We start from the raw sequence: 20,092 nt of genomic DNA on the forward strand, positions 1-20,092 counted from the left end.
TTTGTCTACCCTAGATTGCATAATTTATTGTTCCTAATAGAAACAAATTATTATTATGGGACAAAAGTTTCAATCGTAAAATAATCATTCACTAGAATTGAATATACTTTTATTTCTTTAATTACTATTATCAAAACTTCTATTTACAAGAATCCCTTTATTGGTTGCTACATATGTACCACCTGTTCCAATGCTGAATTTATCTTCCATTACAAACTCTCCATCAGCAAGAAGCTTTACATACCATATCCCATGAGGATATTCTCGTGTTTTATCTTCAAGATCTATCCAAAACCATACTTCTGCAGCATTGTTCTCATCACCCTCCATTACTTCAATCACATGATCAGCGATGTGATGCATAAATAGTTGTGGCGTAAACCATATTGCTGTTATGGTATGAATTCCCGTAATAGCACCAAATTCAAACCCTGCAAACACTGTTTTGTCCATACTTAGACTTAAATTGTTTTTGTATCTAGCTTCTTCTATGAAATCTACTTTTCTATTTGTTATAACATGATTCATTAGATAGAAAGGCTCTTTTGCTTCGCTTGTAATTAGTTCTCTCTTTGAATTTACATCTGCCATAGACCACACTTCACCTATTTCGTCTGGTAAATAACGTGAGGCCGTCGGATCATTTAATCTCAACACATTATTTATTACAAACTTATACTGATGCTCCCCTTTTGCTAAATCTATCTCCACATACCAACCGTCTTTTTCTTTTCTTAATGGTGTGGCTTTAGGATCAAATTTATTAAATGCGCCTATGATTGATATTTCATTTATAGGCAGATAAGGTGTATTCTTATAAAAAAACATACTAGCCATTATTTTTTCTCCTCCTGATTGTAATTACTAACTTATTTGACTTACTAAGTTTTGTGCTTCAATTATTTTATTTATTTTGAATGCATAACATCCTCCAGAACATTGCATTACCTTACGTTTATTACAATCTTTACATTCCGAAGACGAGAGCACGTTATATCCAAAACAGTCAAACATGTTATTAAAATAAGCTTTTAATTCAAATATATTTTCAAATTCCTCAATCCTAACTTTTGCATTATCCGACAATGCGAAGCATCTAATAGCATTTAAATCTGGCAATATATCAATAACAGGTTCACAGTTGGTCATATTACAAAGTAGATTTCGATCTTCTATCTCCGTATTCTCTATTAAGTAGTAGAGCTTGTCCTTTTCTTTATTCGTCAGTATACATGAAGGCATCATATTGCAATCATAAAACGGCACTATATTATTTTCTAATACCTTATAGTAAAAACTAAGCACATAAGGTTTCATTTCTTTAAAATATGTAATCGCATCCGTGTTTTTTAGATCCTCTGTGTTTGGGACAGAAATGGCTGTCCTTAAATATTTAAACCCAAATACTTTCAATAATTCTAATATGTAATCATAATCAAAATCAGGTTTATACATATTAATTCCTAGAGTTATTCTATCCCTCATATAATACTTGTTAACAAATAGATCAAGATTTTTGACTAGCTTGTTATAGGCTGCTTCTCCCGTATCTATTGGGCTATTGCAGTTAATCAATAAGGCAAATTTGGGATGTACTAGTTGTTCAACAAACTTGTCTATATTAATTCCATTTGTAAATATAGTTACTTGATTTACTCTATTATCATGTATTAATATCTCTAGCATTTCCTTAAACTCAGGATGCATTGTTGGCTCTCCTCCGATGATTCCAATCCCTGCTCCTTGTTCTGTCATAATAAAATCGATTGCCTTTATGTAATCATCCATCGTCATATTTACATTGTTTTTATTTACAAATTCATTTGCAAAACAATATGGACATTTAAGATTACACATCTTTGTTATCATTATATTTGCCAACCTGATCGCTCCCTTTTTTATGTTTGAGGTTTCTTTACGTACAATAAAATTTTTCCAATATTAAAATCTCCTTCCTAGCGATTAACTTTCTAATAATAAAAGGTCAGACTATGAATTACTTCATAATAGTCTGACCTTTCTTGTAGCATATATCATTATTATATTCTACCTTTTACACCTATTTCCCATAACAAGCAAAGAGCAAGGCAAAAGTACCTGTCCCCTTTACCCTTGCCCTTTACCCTTGTTTTCCATCTATCGCACACAGCAATATTCCTGCTGCTAATCCTAATCTTTTATCGAATAACTGGCCGTTATCCTTTGAAAAATCTAAGTTTAACTTTATAACAAATGGATTGAAATTTTGTTTAAACTCACTTACAAGTGTACTCCCAATAAAAATGTCATAGCTTTGTGGAATCAAGCTTGTTAAAAGACGTCGTAGTACTGCAAGCAACATCTTGTCTTCCATGATTTTTCCAATTTCAACATCATTGGGGTCTAATATTACCCATTCATCCTTAAGCATTGATTTTAATCCACGTCTTCTTAATGCGCCTACTTTATCACCTGTTATAGTATCTGTCACATCGTACGTTCCAGAAAAATCTATGACCTTACGTGCTTGAATGTTCAGCAACTGTGTTGTCATATCTTCACCTGTGTATAGTCTAATGTCTTCTTTAAGCTTAAAGGCTTTCAACTTTGAAAATAATACGAGTTGACCATTTGTATCATAGACATGAAATTTTGCTCCTGCAAATGTAAAAACTTTTCTTCTAATTAAATACTTTTCTTGACTTAATTGATTCTCCATACTTCTTCCTCCTTCTAAATCTTTTTGATGGCTTTTTTATTGGATTTAATGTTACAAAACTTCCGCATTCGCTACGGTTTCGCAACCGAATGCAATCTTTGTTGAAATTAGTTCCCCCACTTAGTTAAATATTTTAATGAATAACCTCTAATAAGCACGGCCCCAATAAACCAGCTTTTCTGCTGGTTCCCCACAGCAAACACAAGTACTTCCAATTTTTTCTTGCTCAAATGGCATACATCTAGCCGTTGCACCTGTTTGTTCTTTAATGGCATTTTCGCAAGCTAGGTCACCGCACCACATAGCCTTAATAAAACCAGGAGTTTCATCAACAATTTTAGTGAATTCATCCATACTTGTTGCTTTGTAGGTGTGTTCGTTTCTATGAGTAAGCGCTTTACTTAATAAACCTGTTTGCATTTTTTCAAGTAGTAATTTTACTTCGTTCTCAAGCTGATCTAATGGAACGATTGTTTTTTCTCTTGTATCTCTTCTTACAAGAACCGCTTGGTTGTTTTCAATGTCTTTTGGTCCAATTTCAACTCTTACTGGAACACCTTTCATTTCATACTCTGCAAATTTCCAACCTGGGCTCTTGTCAGAATCATCTATTTTGACTCTTGCAAATTTACTAAGTGTTGCTTTTAACTCTGCAGCTTTTTCAAGAACGCCTTCTTTTTTCTGCATAATCGGTACTATAATAACTTCAATTGGAGCAATTGATGGTGGTAATACTAGGCCTGAATCATCGCCGTGAACCATGATTACCGCTCCAATTAATCTTGTTGTCATACCCCAAGAGGTTTGATGAACATGCTTTAACTTATTTTCTTTATCTGTATATTGAATACCAAAGGCTTTAGCAAATCCATCACCAAAGTTATGTGATGTTCCTGATTGAAGTGCTTTGCCATCATGCATCAAGCTTTCTATTGTATAAGTTGCCTTTGCGCCAGCAAATTTTTCCTTCTCAGTTTTTTGGCCTTTAACCATTGGAATAGCCAATACATTTTCGCAGAACTCTGCATAAACATTTAACATTTTAATTGTTTCTTCTTCAGCCTCTTCAGCTGTTGCATGTGCAGTATGTCCTTCTTGCCATAAAAACTCTAAAGAACGAAGGAATGGTCTAGTTGTTTTTTCCCATCTTACAACTGAACACCATTGATTATAAAGCTTTGGTAAATCTCTATAGGATTGAATGATATTCGCATAATGATCACAGAATAAAGTTTCTGATGTAGGTCTAATACATAATCTCTCTGTTAATTTATCTGTTCCGCCATGAGTAACCCATGCTACCTCAGGTGCAAAGCCCTCAACATGATCTTTTTCCTTTTGAAGTAGACTCTCCGGAATAAACATTGGCATATAAACATTTTCATGCCCTGTATCTTTAAATCTTTGATCAAGCTGTTTTTGTATGAGCTCCCAGATAGCATAGCCATAAGGTTTGATAATCATACACCCTCTAACGCTTGAATAGTCGATTAACTCTGCTTTTTTTACTACATCCGTATACCATTGTGCAAAATCCTGATCCATAGATGTTATTGCTTCAACTAATTTTTTCTCGTTTGCCATTTCTAACACTCCTTTAGTTCAATTTATTTGTTTTTTAGAAAACAAAAAATACCTCATCCCCAAGGGACGAAGTATGTCGTGGTACCACCCTAATTTAACAATATAGTACATTGTTATCTTGAAGCTTCGTAACGTGAAGTAACGTTATATTTTCATATAAAGCTCAAAGATAGGTTCAACAAGCTCTTTATAGAAATCTTACAGCCTTGGATTTCTTCTCTAGGATAACTAAACTTATTTACTATTTCTCATCATCGCAACTTAATTATTCATTTAATACTTGTAGTTTAATATAGTTACCTGACTTTGTCAAGGTATTGAACCGTACACATTTACACTAAATTTCTCTTATGATATAAATCATTTTTCTAATAATCCACACCATTAGCCCTAATGCAAGTATCGATACCAATGGCACAAAAAATGCTTGCAGAACATTAACACCGATTGATATTTCACCAATTAAAATCACTTTACCTAAATTTGTAGATGTACAAAATGCTAGGAAGGTTGACATAGATGAAAAAATCAGCGCAAACAAGCACATTTCTTTCCAATACTTGTTCTTATTGATATATAACAAAGAGAATACTACTAATAATATCCAAGTAATGATTGCTGCTATGCTCATAGGAAGGCTTAATCCATCGAAGGATATCTTCAAGCTTCCTGCTTTATCCATTAGTTTTGCAAAAGATTCACTCGTTTCTATATTATTTCCCATAAATAAAAAGCTTTTATATACCGTGAAGTTTGGTAGCATTGCTAAAATTATGCCAATTTTTCCTAAAAGAAAAAGTTTAAGGTGCAGTACTGACTTTATCAAATCAACCAAAGCAAATATCGCTCCTAAACCTAATATCAGTCTAAACAATACCCTTGTTGCTCTTATGCAACTCTTCGCTTTTCTATTATAATTCAATCCAATGATTAATTGGATAAGTAGTATGACAAAAATTGTAGTGATAACATTTAAAAAAGATACAAAATTTATATCAATATCTAGAAAATCGCCTCTAGTAACCAGTTGAAGTAGCATTAATGCTAAGGAAAACACTACGCTAGTAATCAGATATAACAATAAATTCCATGGATGAAATCCACCTTTTATCCTATCTTTATTACCTATCGCAAAAAGTGCAGCAAAAGGTATGATTGCAAATAATATGATTCCTATTCTGATTGCTCCATGGCTGTTAAAAACGGATGCACTCATAAGAATTGAAGTTAACTTAACAATGGTTCCAAACCCACCTGATCCACTACCCCCCATTGCACCAACCATTGTATCCTTTACAAAGCCCATTGCCGTAAAATTAAGTACTATTGCAAGTACAAAAGATATTAGATAGCAAATCACAAAAGCAAATAATCCAATTTTAAGACCTTCAATTAAATTGCTTTTTATTTTAGCAATATCTATTTGTTTATGTTCTGTCAGTATATTGTTTTCCATAACTTCTCCTTGACCTATTTAACGATTAAATTAATAATTTTAGCATAATCTCTGCCCTTCACTTCATAAGTACAAGTTGCTGAATCATGGTGTTCTCCATCGGCATTAATATAAAGTGTATCAACTCCAAAAGCCTTAGCACCTACGATATCTCTTGTGTAGTCGGCACTAATAATGATAGAATCTTTTTTCTTGATATCCTCTTTTGCAAAGGCAGCTTCAAAAAAACTTGTTTCAGGCTTTAACATACCAAAATCTGAAGAGAAGAAGAACTCATCAAAATACTTTCTGATTCCACCTTTTCTAAGCTCGTATAGCGCATAAGCATTTTGAGCATTCGCCAATAAAAATACATTTCGTTTCTGATTTTTCAAAGCCATAAGCATGTCAATAACACCTTCATAAACCTCTAAAGAATTCGTTGTTAACATTCTAAATACTCTAGCTGCATCCTTGGCCATTTTCTTTTTTAGTTTAATATCTTTATCTTTGAAGAGCTTATAGAAGACATCTTGTATATCAATCTCTGGGTGGCTCACCTGATTTGAATTTAATAGCTTGGTAGTTGCTTTTTGATATTTGCTTTGAAGCTCATATGCATCATAATTAGCACCATAGTAACCATAATACAACGCCATTTTTTCCCATACCATATCTGTTTCTTCGTTCGTTTCTACTGACATAAGTGTTCCATATAAATCAAAGTAATAATTCTTATACATGAATAGACCTCCTTTAAAAAGCTTAATCAAGTTAATTTTACTCTTATTTCTATTTAATATCAATGTTTTTATTCATAAGAAAAACAAAAGGATGGACTACACCTAGTAAACAGTAGCCTTACCACTAGCGAATCGTTCATGTCTAGTATTAAGGTTACTGCATATCAGATGTCGAAACTCCACCCCTGTGTCTGTATTCAATAAAGTGACTTATTATCTGTCAAACTTATATCCAGCTCTAACTACCGTTTGAATATATTCTGCCTTATCGCCCATTTTTTTTCTAATCTTTTTAATATGAGTATCTACAACCCGATCATCACCAAAATAGTCATAGCCCCATATTGTATCTAATATCTTTTCTCTTGATAACACTCTTCCTTGATTTTCGAATAAATATAATAACAGTTCATATTCTTTTGGCGCAAATTCCACCTCCATACCATCAATCTTAACAGTATAGGCATCCTTGTTAATTTCAATTCCATCAAATTCAAGAACATTCTTTTTACCAAAAGTCCCACTCGTAATTCGTTCTAACATTCTCTCGCTTTTTGCTAGCAACACCTTAGTATTAATAGGTTTTGTTACATATTCATCTACTCCAAGCTCATATCCTAATAGCTTGTCAGAGTCATCCTGTCTGGAAGTAAGCATAATAATGGCTACCTCCGAATGGTCTCTAATTCGTCTACATACTGACCACCCATCCAACTTTGGCATCATAACATCAAGGATAATCAAATCAATTTCTTTTTCGCATTCACTAAAAACCTCTATAGCCTCTTCTCCGTCAACTGCTTCTAGTACTTGAAACCCTTTGTCTTTATAGGCATGACAAATGACTGCTCTCATCACATCGTCATCTTCAACGATCAAAACCTTTTTCCACAAAAAGCATCCCCCCTTAGCAAGATGTAATAAATAGCCCATAATATTAATATATCTTATTTGGCAACAAATTTCAACTTCTTCTTTTAAAAAACTCCTTTTTCAGAATCTTTAAGGTGTTTTGTGGAAATTCACGGTTTATAGTAATTCTATTGCATCATATGCTTTGATTTACTAGTTGATTACTCGTAAATTGACTATGGTATAACTCCGAATAAAAGCCCTTTTGAAGCAATAGCTCTTCATGATTTCCTTTTTCTACTACACTCCCTTCTTTCATTACAAGAATTAAGTCAGCGTCACGAATTGTTGAAAGTCGATGAGCTATTACAAAACTGGTTCTTCCCTTCATTAGCTTGGTCATCGCTTTTTGTATTTGAATTTCTGTTCTTGTATCAACACTACTTGTTGCTTCATCTAAAATAAGTATTGTGGGATTTGCAAGAATCGCTCTGGCAATGGTTAAAAGTTGCTTTTGTCCCCCTGAAATATTTGAGGCTTCCTCATTTAATATCGTGTCATAGCCTTCGGGCAAGGTTCTAATAAAATGGTCTGCATGTGCAGCTTTAGCAGCAGCAACAACGTCTTCTTTTGTCGCTCCTTCTCTTCCATATGCAATATTATCTCCAATGGTTCCGTTAAATAGCCAAGTATCCTGTAGTACCATCCCAAACATTTTCCTTAAATCGCCACGCTTCATATCCCTAATATCTATACCATCCACTGTGATTTTTCCATCTTGAATTTCATAAAATCGCATGAGCAGATTAACCAGTGTAGTTTTCCCTGCTCCAGTTGGCCCTACTATAGCTATCGTCTGACCAACTTTTATATCAATGTTCATATTTTCAATGAGTATTGCTTCATTTGAATACCCAAACTTAACTCCCTTAAAGGCAACTGCGCCTTTAGGCAATGGAATAACTATAGAGTCTGCTTCATCCGCCGATTCTTCCTCCTCATCAATCACCTCAAAAACACGTTCAGACGCTGCGATTGTTGATTGAAGTATGTTAGCAATGTTAGCCGTTTGTACGATAGGGTGCGTAAACTGTTTTGAATAGGTAATAAATGCTTGAATATCACCTATTGAAATACGTCCCTTTGTAACTAGCAGTCCTCCCACAACACAGACAATTACATAACCTATGTTGTTAATAAACATCATTAAAGGCATGATGATCCCTGATATAAATTGCGCTTTAAATCCAGCATCATATAACTTTGAGTTAAGCTGTTCGAACTTCTCAACAGATTTTCTCTCATTTCCAAAAGCTTTTACGATGATATGTCCCGTAAACATTTCTTCAACGTGGCCATTCATTTGTCCAAGCACCTTTTGTTGCGCTGCAAAATGTTGTTGAGAGCGCTTTGCTATGGATTTTGTTATAATCATATACAATGGTAATGTTAAAATTAATAATAACGTCATAAAAGGACTAATTGTCAACATCATAATAATAAACCCAATTAATTGCACGAGAGAAGTAATGATTTGAGTTAAGCTCTGTTGAAGTGTGGTGCTAATAGTATCAATATCATTTGTAACTCGACTTAATATCTCCCCGTGAGTTTTAGAATCAAAATACTTTAACGGTAATTTGTTCAGCTTATTACTGACATCCTTTCGCATATCGAAAACTGTTTCTTGAGCTACTGAAGCCATAATAAATTGCTGAATATAACTAAATAGGGCACTAATTATATAGAGTCCAACTAGAATGAAAAGAATATACAAAACATAATCGAAATCAATTTTTGCATTTGGTACACCTTTAAGCTTCATCATGACACCTTCATAAATTCTAGTTATTGCCTTCCCCAATATTTTAGGACCCACAATACTAAAAACGGTACTTAATATAGCAGTTATTACGATTAAAATAAGCTTGATTTTATATACACTTAAATATCTAATTAGTCTTTTTAAAGAACCTTTAAAATTGCTTGCTTTTTCCGTAGGCATACCAAATCCTGGTCCACCTCCGAAGCCTCCTCTTGGGCCACGTCCACTCATGCTTTTACTTTCTTTTCTTTCCTCTTGACTCATGCCAATTCCTCCTCTGACATCTGAGAAGCTACAATTTCTCTATAGACCTCACAAGTTTTCAAAAGCTCTTTATGTTTACCGATCCCTACTACACAACCATCCTCAAGAACAACAATGCGATCTGCATCCATTATAGTACTTACTCTTTGAGCTACGATAAGTACAGTAGCATTGACTGTTTCCTTTTTTAACTCTTCTCTTATCTTTGCTTCTGTTTTAAAATCTAAGGCTGAAAAACTATCATCAAAAATATAGATTTCTGCATCTTTTACTAAAGCTCTAGCTATTGATAATCTTTGTTTTTGCCCTCCAGATATATTCGTTCCACCTTGAGAAATGATACTTTCAAAACCTTCTTCCATATCATTGATAAATTCAGTTGCTCGCGCACTATTTGCTGCCTTCATAACTTCTTCTATAGTTGCCGATTCTTTTCCGGCTCTAATATTATCAGCAATCGTCCCATTGAAAAGGATTGTTTTTTGCGGAACAAACCCGATCTTATTTCTTAAAACTTCTTGTGTGATATTTTTAACATCTACATCGTCCACAAGTATTTGTCCACTATCGACATCATAAAAGCGAGGTATCATATTAATTAATGTAGACTTTCCTGAGCCTGTGCCTCCAATAATTGCAGTTATTTCAGAAGGACATGCTTTAAAAGATATATTGCTAATCGCTGCTTGTTCTGCTCCATGATAGCTAAAAGTAACATTTTTAAATTCAATGTATCCTTTTATATTGACTTCATTGGCTGGATTTTCCGGATCAACAATCTCCGGTATCGTATCTAAAACTTCATTAATTCGAATCGCTGACGCTGACGCCCTCGGTATCATGATAAACATCATAGCAAAAATCATAATTGAGAACATAATTTGCATCAAATATTGGGTAAATGCCATCATGTCACCAATCTCCATATTCCCACTATCTATTCGCAGACTACCAAACCATATAATTGCCAAAGTAGTTATATTAATTACCAAAACCATCATAGGCATTAATATTGCCATAATTTTATTTACTTTTATAGAAGTATCAACTAAGTCACGACTTGCCGTATTGAATCTCTTATCTTCAAATTCTACACGGTTAAAGGCTCTAATGACTCTAATACCTATTAAACCTTCTCTCAAAACAAGGTTTAAGGCATCCAATTTAACCTGCATGGATTTAAACAATGGCAGAGCCTTTTTTGCTACGAATAGCATGCAAATAGTCAGTACAGGTATCACCAAAACTAAGACCAAAGAAAGTTCAACATCCTTGGAAGCGGCCATAATAATGCCCCCAACACACATAATTGGTGCACTTATCATCATTCTTAATATCATGATCAGCACTTGTTGAACTTGATTAATATCGTTTGTAGTACGTGTAATAAGTGTAGATGTACCGAGCTTATCAAACTCATGAAGAGAAAAACTTTCAACACGTGTAAATACTGCACTTCGTAGATCTCGACTAAAAGCAGCTGCAATCTTTGCTGATAAATAACTAGAATAAATCACCGCTACTGTTCCAAGTGCGGCAATTAAGAGCATCCATCCACCTACTTGAAAAATATACTTACTATCACCCTTCACAATCCCTACATCAACTATATCCGCCATTAAATTGGGCAAATAAAGATCTGATAAGGTTTTAAGAAAAGTAAGAATGAATACAATGATTACCGAAAGCTTAAAGGGCTTCAGATACTTAAATAATTTCAACAAAATAATCATCTCCTATCTATAGTCTAATCTTTATTTTTATCACTTGCATGAATTAGGTTTTCACGCATTTTCACAAACATTTTTTTCAAGAATTCTTCTTCCTCTTGAGAAAAGTTTTGAAAGCACTCACGATGTATTACCTTCATTACTTCATGGGCTTCCTCTTGTAACACCCTACCTTCATCCGTTAAATATACTCTCGTTATTCGTTGATCGGTTTTATCGTGAATTCGCTCTATGAGCTTAGCATTTTCCATACGCTTTAACATAACTGTCATCGTTGCCGGCTTAATATTTAACTTACTAGCTAGTTCCTTCTGACTAAGCCCCTCCTGATTTCTCAAAGCAAACAACAAAGGTGGTTGACCTGGATATACCCCTAATTTTTCTAATAATGCATGACTTAATTGAAAATGCGCCCTAATCACTTGCCCAAACAACGCATGCACAGAATCAGACTCAAAACATTTCATCCCACTACCTCCTTAAAAAAGTGCCAACACATTTTAGTTAGCCGTCTAACTGTTTTTATATATTATCATTTTAATAATTCAATGTCAATATGAAATTAAATTTAAATACCCGTGTTCTAGTTCCTCTTTGTCGACAACCAAAAGGGATGCCCTATGACACCCCCCTTGATTTATTCAACTTTTTTATTCAACTTTTTTATTTGATCATTTAATTTGTCAAAAATATAATTTGCATTTTTTAATTTTAACTACCAGCCACACTTTCCCCAACAATCTTCATCTCAACCTTATACTGATTAATAAACGCACTAACCAACATCGGATTAAACATTGTCCCCGAATTCTCAACCATTATTTCAAGCGCCTTATTAACACTAAAGGCTTTGCGATAAGGTCTATCCGTAACTAAGGCATCAAACACATCCGCAACACTGATAATCTGAGCGATGATTGGAATATCATCCCCCTTCAGTCCTTCTGGATATCCTTTTCCATCATATCTTTCATGATGATATAATACCCCATATTTAACATCCTTGAAAAAGTCTATATTATCCATAATTTGATATCCTGCAACAGGGTGTTCTTTAATCACTTCAAATTCTTTTTCCGTCAGAACCCCAGGTTTATTAAGTATTTCTGTAGGCACAGAAATCTTCCCAATGTCATGAAGCCTAGCAGCCACATCAAGCGTTTCAATATGCTCAAAGTTAATGTACTCTCCGATCATTCTTGCAAAATGTGCAACTCTTAAATTATGCTCTGAAGTATATGCATCATTTAGTTCAACCGCACTCGCCATTATTTCTATCATGGAAAGATAATTTTTATCAATTTCTTTAATTCTATATGTAATCTCTACAGCCATTTTATTAACGGCCTCTACTAGATGATTAAATTCGGCCATATTCGTACCGCCAGCTCTTGCATCATACTCGCCCTCTGAAATTCTACTAACAGCATCAATCACATTAATTATAGCTCTTGACATTTTTCTATAATATAGAAGCGTTAAAAAGACACATATAACGCCTATTGACATAATGATTGCCATAATATGATTTTTTGTAACAACAAACGCCTTCCGGTATACTGGGGAATTGAATTCAACATTAAAATAATCTACACTATGATCCAACTCAATTTCATGGCTAAATCTAATAATAGAATATTTTTCTGTAGAAACGCTATCATAATATTTTTTATTGTTTACGGAAATTACTGAAGTAATATCTTTTCCGAGGATGCTACTTAAGTCATTTAGTTGTGATTTGTCTAGCCAACGTCCAACAATATACGTGCCTGATGGTTTATTAAAATTATTATCTAACACAGGAGCCGCTACTATAATCATAGGCATTTGATTGATCCAAATTATTTCCGAAGACATCGTATCCATTTGAAGGGCTTGATTAAACGCTGCAGTTGACATCAACGCACTATGAACATCCTCTCCATGTTTATCTATAAAGGTAATATCCTCGCTTGTAACTAAAATAACGTCAATTTCCAAGTTTTCATTATCTATAATATATCCCGTTGCATTATCATACAACCATTCATAATCTTTTTCGTCAATTTTTTCTTGAAGATCAGTCCACACAGCATTTGAATAAATAATTGAATTCATATCCTCCACAGTCTGGTCAATAAAATAATCCATTAAATCCACTTTAGAGCCATAAAAATCATCTATGATTTCCTGCCAAGATTGATGATTTATAACAGTTGTTCCAATAAAAATTGAGGATATAGCTATCGTACACAGTAACAAAGCTAAGATCATGAGTCTCTTATACATATAACACCTCTTTTTGGGATGAATTTAAACATCATTTACTTACCATTCTATTTTACTACTTTTTTCTACTTTTGTCATCACTCCCATATAGATGGAAATAATTAATACAAATAAAAACCCTTATAATGGGGCAAAAATAAAATAAGTAATAGACTCTTACAAAAAAATGTATCATTATACCATTGTTTTATGGTATTATAAGAAGTGTATGGATTTTATTAACATACTAATGGACAAAATTAATAAGCTTAAACTATAATATCATATAGAGAGCCTACGTCTTTATTGGCATTAAGGCTTACAAAGCTAGAGGAGAGTTAAAATGATTTCTATTGCAATTTTTATGACCCTTATTTCCCCTTTTACTGCACTTATACCAGCAGCTGCTATGCTATATGCTGTACATAAAAATAAAATGCTCGTATTCCTGAACCCTTTAAATATTGGTATCGTTCTAATTTTTGGAAGTTCTCTATTATCAGGTCTTTTTAATAGAGATAAGATATCAACTATTGCATCATTTGGCATTCTTTTATATCTAGGGTTATGTATCTATTTTCAAAACAATTATACTGAAGAATCAAAAGTTGAAAAGTTAGCATTAAAAGTGATGTTGCTTTCACTCATTACGGTTGCAATTGGTATTTCCGAGAAAATTGCCTCATTCTTCTTTGATATGACTTGGATATCTGAATTGTTTTGGAGTCCTACTTACATTCCAACAAAAGCAGCTTACAGAATCTATAGCACCTTCGGCAATCCTAATGTCGCTGGTGATTGGTTTGCATGTATGTTTTTAATCTGTATATACTTTATCCAAAAATCGGCAAACAAGAAAAATGATGACGAGCCGAAAACAGCATCAACTAACAAACACTTTTTCAATTACTTATATCAAACTCTTCTAAGCAACAAGAAACGTATTGCTTATGCAATCTGCGCAACACTTTTCATAATTACTACCCTGTTAACTGGTTCAAAAGGCTCCTTGATAGGTCTTGAAATTGCGATATTAACCTATGCGATTTTTACAAAATGCAAACAAACTAGAATAGTGTTAATTACCACCTTCTTCCTCGTAATTGTTATGGCATTTACCCTTCCTGTAATGAATCATTCTCTAAATTCAAGAGCTGGTTTATGGCAACAATGTTTGATATTATCAAATCAAAAACCTTTGCTTGGCTGGGGCTTATTTGGTATCTTTAATCAAATTGGAGAGATTCATGGTCATAACATATGGATTACTTTACTTACCACTCTAGGATTTACAGGACTTTGCATCTATTTAAGTATGAAGCTCTACCTGATGAAAGGAATCATGAGTCTGTATTCAAAGGGTTCGACTATAGTTCCATTATTGGCTGCAATCCAAGCCTTTATCATTGGTCACGGACTTGTTGACTTCACATTACTCCTGCCTCAAACTGGTATGTTGTTTTTTACAACCTCAGCAATTATTAGCGGTTTAGATCAAAAATACAATGAATATCCAGCTGTGGATTGGGCAAATTTACAAACAGCAATCAAACCTCATCCTTCAAACCTAACTTCGAAAAGTAGCTAAGCCAAATAAATAAGAATAAATTTAAGGCAGGGAATCATTTCATTTTCCTTGCCTTATTAAATTTCATGATGTAGAATGTAATCATATAGACCTATCAATATCTCAAAATGAAAAGGGGATGAATTATGGAAAACGAAATTAAGATTTTAGTTTGCGACGACTCCATGACAGTAAGAAAAAAACTAGTACAATCCTTGAACACAATTCAACCTTGTATTGTTTTTGAAGCTGATAACGGAGTAACTGCTGTCCAAGCTTACGAACAGAACACACCAGACTTAGTCTTTATGGATATTATGATGCCAGAAAAAGATGGTCTTCAAGCGGTAACAGAAATAATAGAACTTGATCCATCTGCCAAAATCGTAATGTTATCCTCTGTTGGAACTAAAAGCAATTTAAAAAAAGCCCTAGAAGTAGGTGCCGTCGATTTCCTTCAAAAACCTTGTGAAGAAGACAAATTAAGAAATCTATTAAATACCTACGGTCGAAAGGAGTAATTACATTATGTTTAGTGCATTTTTTGGTAATTACATATTAAATAAAGGTCTTGTTTCTGCAGAAGATTTAAGCTCTGTTTTAAAAAATCAAAAAGAAGTACGATTAAAATTAGGCGTTTTAGCAATTAACTCTGGCTTTATGAACGCAACACAGGTTCAAGAAATACATGAGCTCCAAGCTTTGAAGGATAAACGCTTTGGAGAATTAGCTATTGAAAAAAACTACCTTTCTCAAGAACAACTTGATTTAATTTTACAACAACAAAAATCAGAACACCTAATCTTGGCTCAAGCCCTGATTGATGAAAATTTAATGTCTATGTCTACCTTTGAAAAAGAGCTCTTGGAATATAAGGCCGCTCATAGCTTAACTGATGAACAATTCGATGCGTTAAAGGATGGAAATGTTGATATCGTAGTAAATGCATTCTTATCTTTTGATGATACGGAGTTAGCCCATGTTTACCGCGAATATGTATCCTTGATTTTTAAGAATATCATTCGCTTTATTGATTCAGATGTTCGAATTGAAGAAGCGCAAACAATCACCAGTATGCAATCACCATTTATGTTTACTCAAAAAATTACTGGAGAAATGGAAATGATTACTTCTATCGCTGGTGATTCAGAAACACTAATTGCTTTCGCAGGCAAATATGCCGATGAAGCCTTTACTGAAATGGATGATTATGCAAAAGATTCCATTGGCGAGTTCTTAAATCTACACAATGGACTTTTTACTGTAAATATGTCAAATATTGGAGTTGAACTTGATCTAACTGTTCAAACGAATCAAGAGAACGCAACACTCAAAGCAGATAAAATATTCTATCGCATACCATTTTATTTAAGTTTTGGTGAATTTGATTTGGTCCTAGGATTATAAATATTATAATAAAAACAGCCTGTCATCACTTGAATTTAAGTAATGATAGGCTTGAATTTTATTTACTCATTCATCTTAATTTAACCTTTAAAATTTAATACGAAAACCTCTTCTTTTCTTTCTTTTATTAATAATATATATGATGATTCCAATTACTGCAACTATTCCAATTGTTCCTATCCAATAAGGTATAGAACTTACCGAAAAAATGAATTCTATGATGGTACGTTTCTCAATTGCATTTTTCGCAACCAAATCTACCTCTTTTAATACTGTTCCATCTAATGAATAGATCGCTTTTCCAACATTTTTTCCTGCTTCAACAGGAGCTTCAAGAAGTGTTTCATTCCAGACAATATTTCTTTCAACTCTAGCAATATCATCTCTTTTAATCAAATCTATATAGTTATCTTTTGCAATTACCTCTAGTCCTGCTGGCCCCTTGGGCGAGTGTTTGTCTACTGGTATCATATCAACAAGTTCGTTTACAGCAAGGAATTGATTTAGTGAATAATTCTTGAATCCATATTCAAAAAGCGCTTTGCTTTCTCCCCACCTTTTATCCACTGGGGTTTTCAATAATATTGCAATAAGCTTCAGGTTGTCCTTTGTAGCAGTTGCAACTAAGCATTCACCGGCTTCATCAGTATTTCCAGTTTTAACTCCAGTTGCATATTGATAATATGTACTTATGTTTCCTTTATTTAGTAAAAGATTGCGGTTTTTCCATACTACCGTTCTTTCAGGTTTACCCTCATATTTCATTGTATATTCAGATTGTCCAACAATCTCCAAAAAGATTGGATTCTTCATTGCTTCTCGTGTAATTAAAGCCAAACCACTTGCGGTAATATAGTGATTATCATCATGATATCCGCTTGGATTAGCAAAATTTACATTCTTCACGCCGATCTTTGCTGCTCGTTCATTCATCATAATTGCAAATTGATTATTCGCTGCAACAGCATCAATATTTGTATTTCCTGTCGTTTTTTTAACTACATAGGATGCTACAACATATGCTGAATCATTTCCTGATGGCAACATTAACGCAGTCAATAGCTGTCTAAGAGTTAATTTATCCCCTGATACATGTCCTGCTTTACTAGCATCAAGAGGAACAGCATTTACCTCATTTCCTACAACAATTATATCATCTGGATCTCCATTTTCTAGTGCAATTAATGCTGTTAATACTTTTGATGTGCTTGCTGGGTACATTATTTGATCAGAATTTTTTTCATATAATACCTTTCCAGTTGATTCCTCTATTAATATAACTGCTTCAGATTCTAACATTGGCGTTATTTCTTCAGCTGAAATGGGTGTTATGTAAACGAACATAAGAAGGGTTGCTAATACTAAACTAATTTTTTGTTTCATGGTACATGCTCCTGTCTGTTATATTTGTGTATCTATTGTAACATAGAAGTACAAGAATTTACATAAAAAGACGTGATATTTTTATTAGTATTTTTTTCTCCTATAGAGAGTTTTTGTAAAAAAAGATTTTTGATGCATTTTTTTGAAGGTACACTTAATAATAAATAATTAGTAGCATCCAATTATAGGCATTATAAATGCAATTAGTTATATTGCAGGTTGTCGATAAAAGCATTTTTTCTGATAGGTGTACTCATTTTGGGCAGTAAGTATTCATTTTTCTAGCCTTACCCTTCGGCCGGTCAGTCGAAAAATGAATACTTACTGCCTTTTGTATTAATCTAGAAGAAAAAATGCTTTTATCTCTGTTTCGTTAGTTGGATAATTAGGTCGATGTTACAAAACCTCCTCATTCTATTAAATTATCAACAACCTGAAATGTAATTAATTATATTGGATTATTAAAAAGATGGATTATTCTTAATCCATCTTAATGAATTTATCTAATATTTCTAATTAGAATTTCATAATTGTTAGATATAATAGATTTAATGAATTGCTAATATAAAATAAATTGGAGTGATTACTATGAAAAAAGGAATAGTCGTAATGTCGTTGTTTGCTTTTACACTTTTTGTAACAGGCTGCACTAGTATGGGTACTGGTATGACAGAAAAAGATACTGTTTCAATAAAGAATACTAAGAAAATAGTTGTGGAATCGTCTTCCGCAGATATAGAAATAGTGCCTGAAGAAAGAGATGATATCTCTATTGTTTTAAGAACTTATAAAAGAGGGCCTAGATTAGAGATATCAGATGGAAAAACTGTACGCATTGAAGCTAAAGATGAGAATTGGTTGAACTTTGGTTTCTCCATAAATAGTTCGCCACGATTAATTATTTATATTCCAAAAGACTACCGCGAAAGCTTAGATATTAAAAATTCGTCAGGAGATCTTGATATAAATGACTTTGAGTTAAATGGGTTGAATATCGATTTATCTTCCGGAGATATGAAGGGAAATACGTTGTCCTTTGAAAAGGGAATCTTGAAAAGTTCCTCTGGCGATATCGAATTAACTGATATAGAATGTTCAAACCTTTCAATAACTTCTCATTCAGGTGATTTATCATTAGATGACTTTGAAGGCGCATTGAATGGAACCTCAAATTCGGGTGAAGTTTTTATTGGGTACAAAAAGTTGAATGGAGATCTTGACTACCTTGCTTCTAGCGGGAATATCACTGTAGATTTTAACAATGCTAATTTAGATGCAAAATTTGATTTAAAATGTTCTTCTGGAAATATTTCATTAGATTATGATTTAGATGATGTTAAATTAGAAAAAGAGAATTCTGTCTCTGGAACGAGCGGCAAAGGAATCTATGCTGTAACGTTAAATGCTTCATCAGGAGATATTACTGTTAGATAGTTTCATCCCACCCCTTAATTTATATAGAAGAGTCCACTAGTAACCTGAAACCATTAGTGGACTCCTCATTTTTAACTACCTAAATACAATCGGAATATTATTTATAAACAATAACTACAGATACATCTTTATCAAGGAAAATCGTATCCTTAGAAATTTTTTCATAGTCCATATCTTCACTTTCTTCTCCCACTAATAAAATCTTACCTGGAACCTTATAGTAAGCACCTTCTATATCCCCGTATATTGAAATTGCGAATGAGTCCTCATAATCCTCTATATCTTCTTCATCCACTTTTTCATCGTTCTTATAATATACAAACTTCATATCTTCTGCTAGTTCATCAACATCTAAGTTGTAATAGTCATCTGCATAATCTTCTAAAGTGAAATCAACATCCTCAAATAAGATATCATCACCTTCTTCATCAATTAGAGTATACTTAATATAGTCATCTCCTTTTTTGAAATTAGTAAACTCTACATCGTAATCCCATTCGTCAATTTTATCAAGGATTGCTTCTTTCATTTCATCTTTATCGTCTTTCTTGAAATCAAATCCAAATATTTCTTCCGCTTCATCATCTGAAAGGCACCAGTCAATGCTTGCGCTCCCATCTTTTTTTATCACTTTATAATACTGTCCTTCTTCAAGAGTAACGTCAGATTTACATCCTGACAGAGTTAAAACGAATAAGCAGACAAACATTAATCCAAATTTTTTCATTGAACATTCCTCCCAATTATTTAGTTATTGATATTCTAATATATTGGCTCAATTTTATCATAATTCCTATTACTTATCAACAAATTCCAGAAATATTGGTTGCCTTGGCTGCTAAGTATAGATTCATTTAATGTAAAAGAAACATCCATTATTTTCTGACTAATTTACACATATGTGTGTTGTAAAACATTCATTA

At 33.3% G+C, this 20,092-nt stretch carries 17 protein-coding genes; 4 read left to right on the forward strand and 13 right to left on the reverse strand.

Going from position 1 to position 20,092, the window contains the following annotated elements:
- Positions 1-117: 117 nt before the first annotated feature.
- From CVU84_15015 to CVU84_15065, 11 genes are all read right to left on the reverse strand, one after another.
- Complete coding sequence (locus CVU84_15015) at positions 118-837, reverse strand: hypothetical protein (GenBank protein ID PKM93487.1); 720 nt, start codon at positions 835-837, stop codon at positions 118-120.
- 27 nt (positions 838-864) lie between these two features.
- Complete coding sequence (locus CVU84_15020) at positions 865-1,881, reverse strand: hypothetical protein (protein ID PKM93488.1); 1,017 nt, start codon at positions 1,879-1,881, stop codon at positions 865-867.
- Between the two features lie 238 nt (positions 1,882-2,119).
- Positions 2,120-2,698 carry a hypothetical protein gene (locus tag CVU84_15025; protein PKM93489.1) on the reverse strand — a complete coding sequence of 193 codons (579 nt, stop codon included), beginning with the start codon at positions 2,696-2,698 and terminating at the stop codon, positions 2,120-2,122.
- Positions 2,699-2,845: 147 nt separating this feature from the next.
- The gene (locus CVU84_15030; GenBank protein PKM93490.1) at positions 2,846-4,282 is read right to left on the reverse strand and encodes a proline--tRNA ligase; all 1,437 of its coding nucleotides are present in this window, start codon (positions 4,280-4,282) and stop codon (positions 2,846-2,848) included.
- A 337-nt stretch (positions 4,283-4,619) separates the two neighbouring features.
- Positions 4,620-5,738, reverse strand: coding sequence for a hypothetical protein (locus CVU84_15035; protein PKM93491.1), 1,119 nt, complete (start codon positions 5,736-5,738; stop codon positions 4,620-4,622).
- A gap of 14 nt (positions 5,739-5,752) precedes the next feature.
- The gene (locus tag CVU84_15040; protein PKM93492.1) at positions 5,753-6,460 is read right to left on the reverse strand and encodes an HAD family hydrolase; all 708 of its coding nucleotides are present in this window, start codon (positions 6,458-6,460) and stop codon (positions 5,753-5,755) included.
- A gap of 213 nt (positions 6,461-6,673) precedes the next feature.
- Positions 6,674-7,354: a DNA-binding response regulator gene (locus tag CVU84_15045; protein ID PKM93493.1), complete on the reverse strand. Its 681-nt coding sequence runs from the start codon at positions 7,352-7,354 to the stop codon at positions 6,674-6,676.
- 154 nt (positions 7,355-7,508) lie between these two features.
- On the reverse strand, positions 7,509-9,401 hold the full coding sequence (locus tag CVU84_15050) for an ABC transporter (GenBank protein ID PKM93494.1): 1,893 nt from the start codon (positions 9,399-9,401) through the stop codon (positions 7,509-7,511).
- Entirely contained in the window at positions 9,398-11,125 is a 1,728-nt protein-coding gene (locus CVU84_15055) for a multidrug ABC transporter ATP-binding protein (protein PKM93495.1), read from the reverse strand. Before CVU84_15055 ends, CVU84_15050 begins: the two co-directional genes overlap by 4 nt.
- Before the next feature lie 23 nt (positions 11,126-11,148).
- Positions 11,149-11,598 (reverse strand): MarR family transcriptional regulator, encoded by a 450-nt coding sequence (locus tag CVU84_15060; GenBank protein PKM93496.1) that lies wholly within the window; start codon positions 11,596-11,598, stop codon positions 11,149-11,151.
- A 244-nt stretch (positions 11,599-11,842) separates the two neighbouring features.
- Positions 11,843-13,399, reverse strand: coding sequence for a hypothetical protein (locus tag CVU84_15065; GenBank protein ID PKM93497.1), 1,557 nt, complete (start codon positions 13,397-13,399; stop codon positions 11,843-11,845).
- Between the two features lie 322 nt (positions 13,400-13,721).
- On the opposite strand from CVU84_15065, the gene CVU84_15070 reads away from it, so the two are divergent.
- The 3 genes from CVU84_15070 to CVU84_15080 all read left to right on the forward strand — a co-directional run bounded on the left by CVU84_15070 (position 13,722) and on the right by CVU84_15080 (position 16,352).
- Complete coding sequence (locus CVU84_15070; protein ID PKM93498.1) at positions 13,722-14,966, forward strand: hypothetical protein; 1,245 nt, start codon at positions 13,722-13,724, stop codon at positions 14,964-14,966.
- 125 nt (positions 14,967-15,091) lie between these two features.
- Positions 15,092-15,466, forward strand: coding sequence for a two-component system response regulator (locus tag CVU84_15075; GenBank protein PKM93499.1), 375 nt, complete (start codon positions 15,092-15,094; stop codon positions 15,464-15,466).
- A 7-nt stretch (positions 15,467-15,473) separates the two neighbouring features.
- The gene (locus CVU84_15080) at positions 15,474-16,352 is read left to right on the forward strand and encodes a hypothetical protein (protein ID PKM93500.1); all 879 of its coding nucleotides are present in this window, start codon (positions 15,474-15,476) and stop codon (positions 16,350-16,352) included.
- Positions 16,353-16,439: 87 nt separating this feature from the next.
- Here the strand turns inward: CVU84_15080 and CVU84_15085 are convergent, their stop codons facing one another.
- The gene (locus CVU84_15085) at positions 16,440-17,735 is read right to left on the reverse strand and encodes a hypothetical protein (GenBank protein ID PKM93501.1); all 1,296 of its coding nucleotides are present in this window, start codon (positions 17,733-17,735) and stop codon (positions 16,440-16,442) included.
- Between the two features lie 588 nt (positions 17,736-18,323).
- On the opposite strand from CVU84_15085, the gene CVU84_15090 reads away from it, so the two are divergent.
- The gene (locus CVU84_15090) at positions 18,324-19,169 is read left to right on the forward strand and encodes a hypothetical protein (protein ID PKM93502.1); all 846 of its coding nucleotides are present in this window, start codon (positions 18,324-18,326) and stop codon (positions 19,167-19,169) included.
- A 97-nt stretch (positions 19,170-19,266) separates the two neighbouring features.
- Here the strand turns inward: CVU84_15090 and CVU84_15095 are convergent, their stop codons facing one another.
- Positions 19,267-19,896 (reverse strand): hypothetical protein, encoded by a 630-nt coding sequence (locus CVU84_15095; GenBank protein ID PKM93503.1) that lies wholly within the window; start codon positions 19,894-19,896, stop codon positions 19,267-19,269.
- Positions 19,897-20,092: the final 196 nt, after the last annotated feature.

It is taken from the genome of Firmicutes bacterium HGW-Firmicutes-1 (assembly GCA_002841625.1).
In the GTDB taxonomy this organism is placed as follows: Bacteria; Bacillota; Clostridia; order Lachnospirales; family Vallitaleaceae; genus HGW-1.

Excerpts from the sequence above, each read along its gene's own strand:
- CVU84_15015 (PKM93487.1), bottom strand. The coding sequence starts at position 837 with ATGGCTAGTATGTTTTTTTATAAGAATACACCTTATCTGCCTATAAAT.
- CVU84_15025 (PKM93489.1), bottom strand. The coding sequence starts at position 2,698 with ATGGAGAATCAATTAAGTCAAGAAAAGTATTTAATTAGAAGAAAAGTT.
- CVU84_15030 (PKM93490.1), bottom strand. The coding sequence starts at position 4,282 with ATGGCAAACGAGAAAAAATTAGTTGAAGCAATAACATCTATGGATCAG.
- CVU84_15035 (PKM93491.1), bottom strand. The coding sequence starts at position 5,738 with ATGGAAAACAATATACTGACAGAACATAAACAAATAGATATTGCTAAA.
- CVU84_15040 (PKM93492.1), bottom strand. The coding sequence starts at position 6,460 with ATGTATAAGAATTATTACTTTGATTTATATGGAACACTTATGTCAGTA.
- CVU84_15050 (PKM93494.1), bottom strand. The coding sequence starts at position 9,401 with ATGAGTCAAGAGGAAAGAAAAGAAAGTAAAAGCATGAGTGGACGTGGC.
- CVU84_15060 (PKM93496.1), bottom strand. The coding sequence starts at position 11,598 with ATGAAATGTTTTGAGTCTGATTCTGTGCATGCGTTGTTTGGGCAAGTG.
- CVU84_15065 (PKM93497.1), bottom strand. The coding sequence starts at position 13,399 with ATGTATAAGAGACTCATGATCTTAGCTTTGTTACTGTGTACGATAGCT.
- CVU84_15070 (PKM93498.1), top strand. The coding sequence starts at position 13,722 with ATGATTTCTATTGCAATTTTTATGACCCTTATTTCCCCTTTTACTGCA.
- CVU84_15075 (PKM93499.1), top strand. The coding sequence starts at position 15,092 with ATGGAAAACGAAATTAAGATTTTAGTTTGCGACGACTCCATGACAGTA.
- CVU84_15080 (PKM93500.1), top strand. The coding sequence starts at position 15,474 with ATGTTTAGTGCATTTTTTGGTAATTACATATTAAATAAAGGTCTTGTT.
- CVU84_15085 (PKM93501.1), bottom strand. The coding sequence starts at position 17,735 with ATGAAACAAAAAATTAGTTTAGTATTAGCAACCCTTCTTATGTTCGTT.
- CVU84_15090 (PKM93502.1), top strand. The coding sequence starts at position 18,324 with ATGAAAAAAGGAATAGTCGTAATGTCGTTGTTTGCTTTTACACTTTTT.
- CVU84_15095 (PKM93503.1), bottom strand. The coding sequence starts at position 19,896 with ATGAAAAAATTTGGATTAATGTTTGTCTGCTTATTCGTTTTAACTCTG.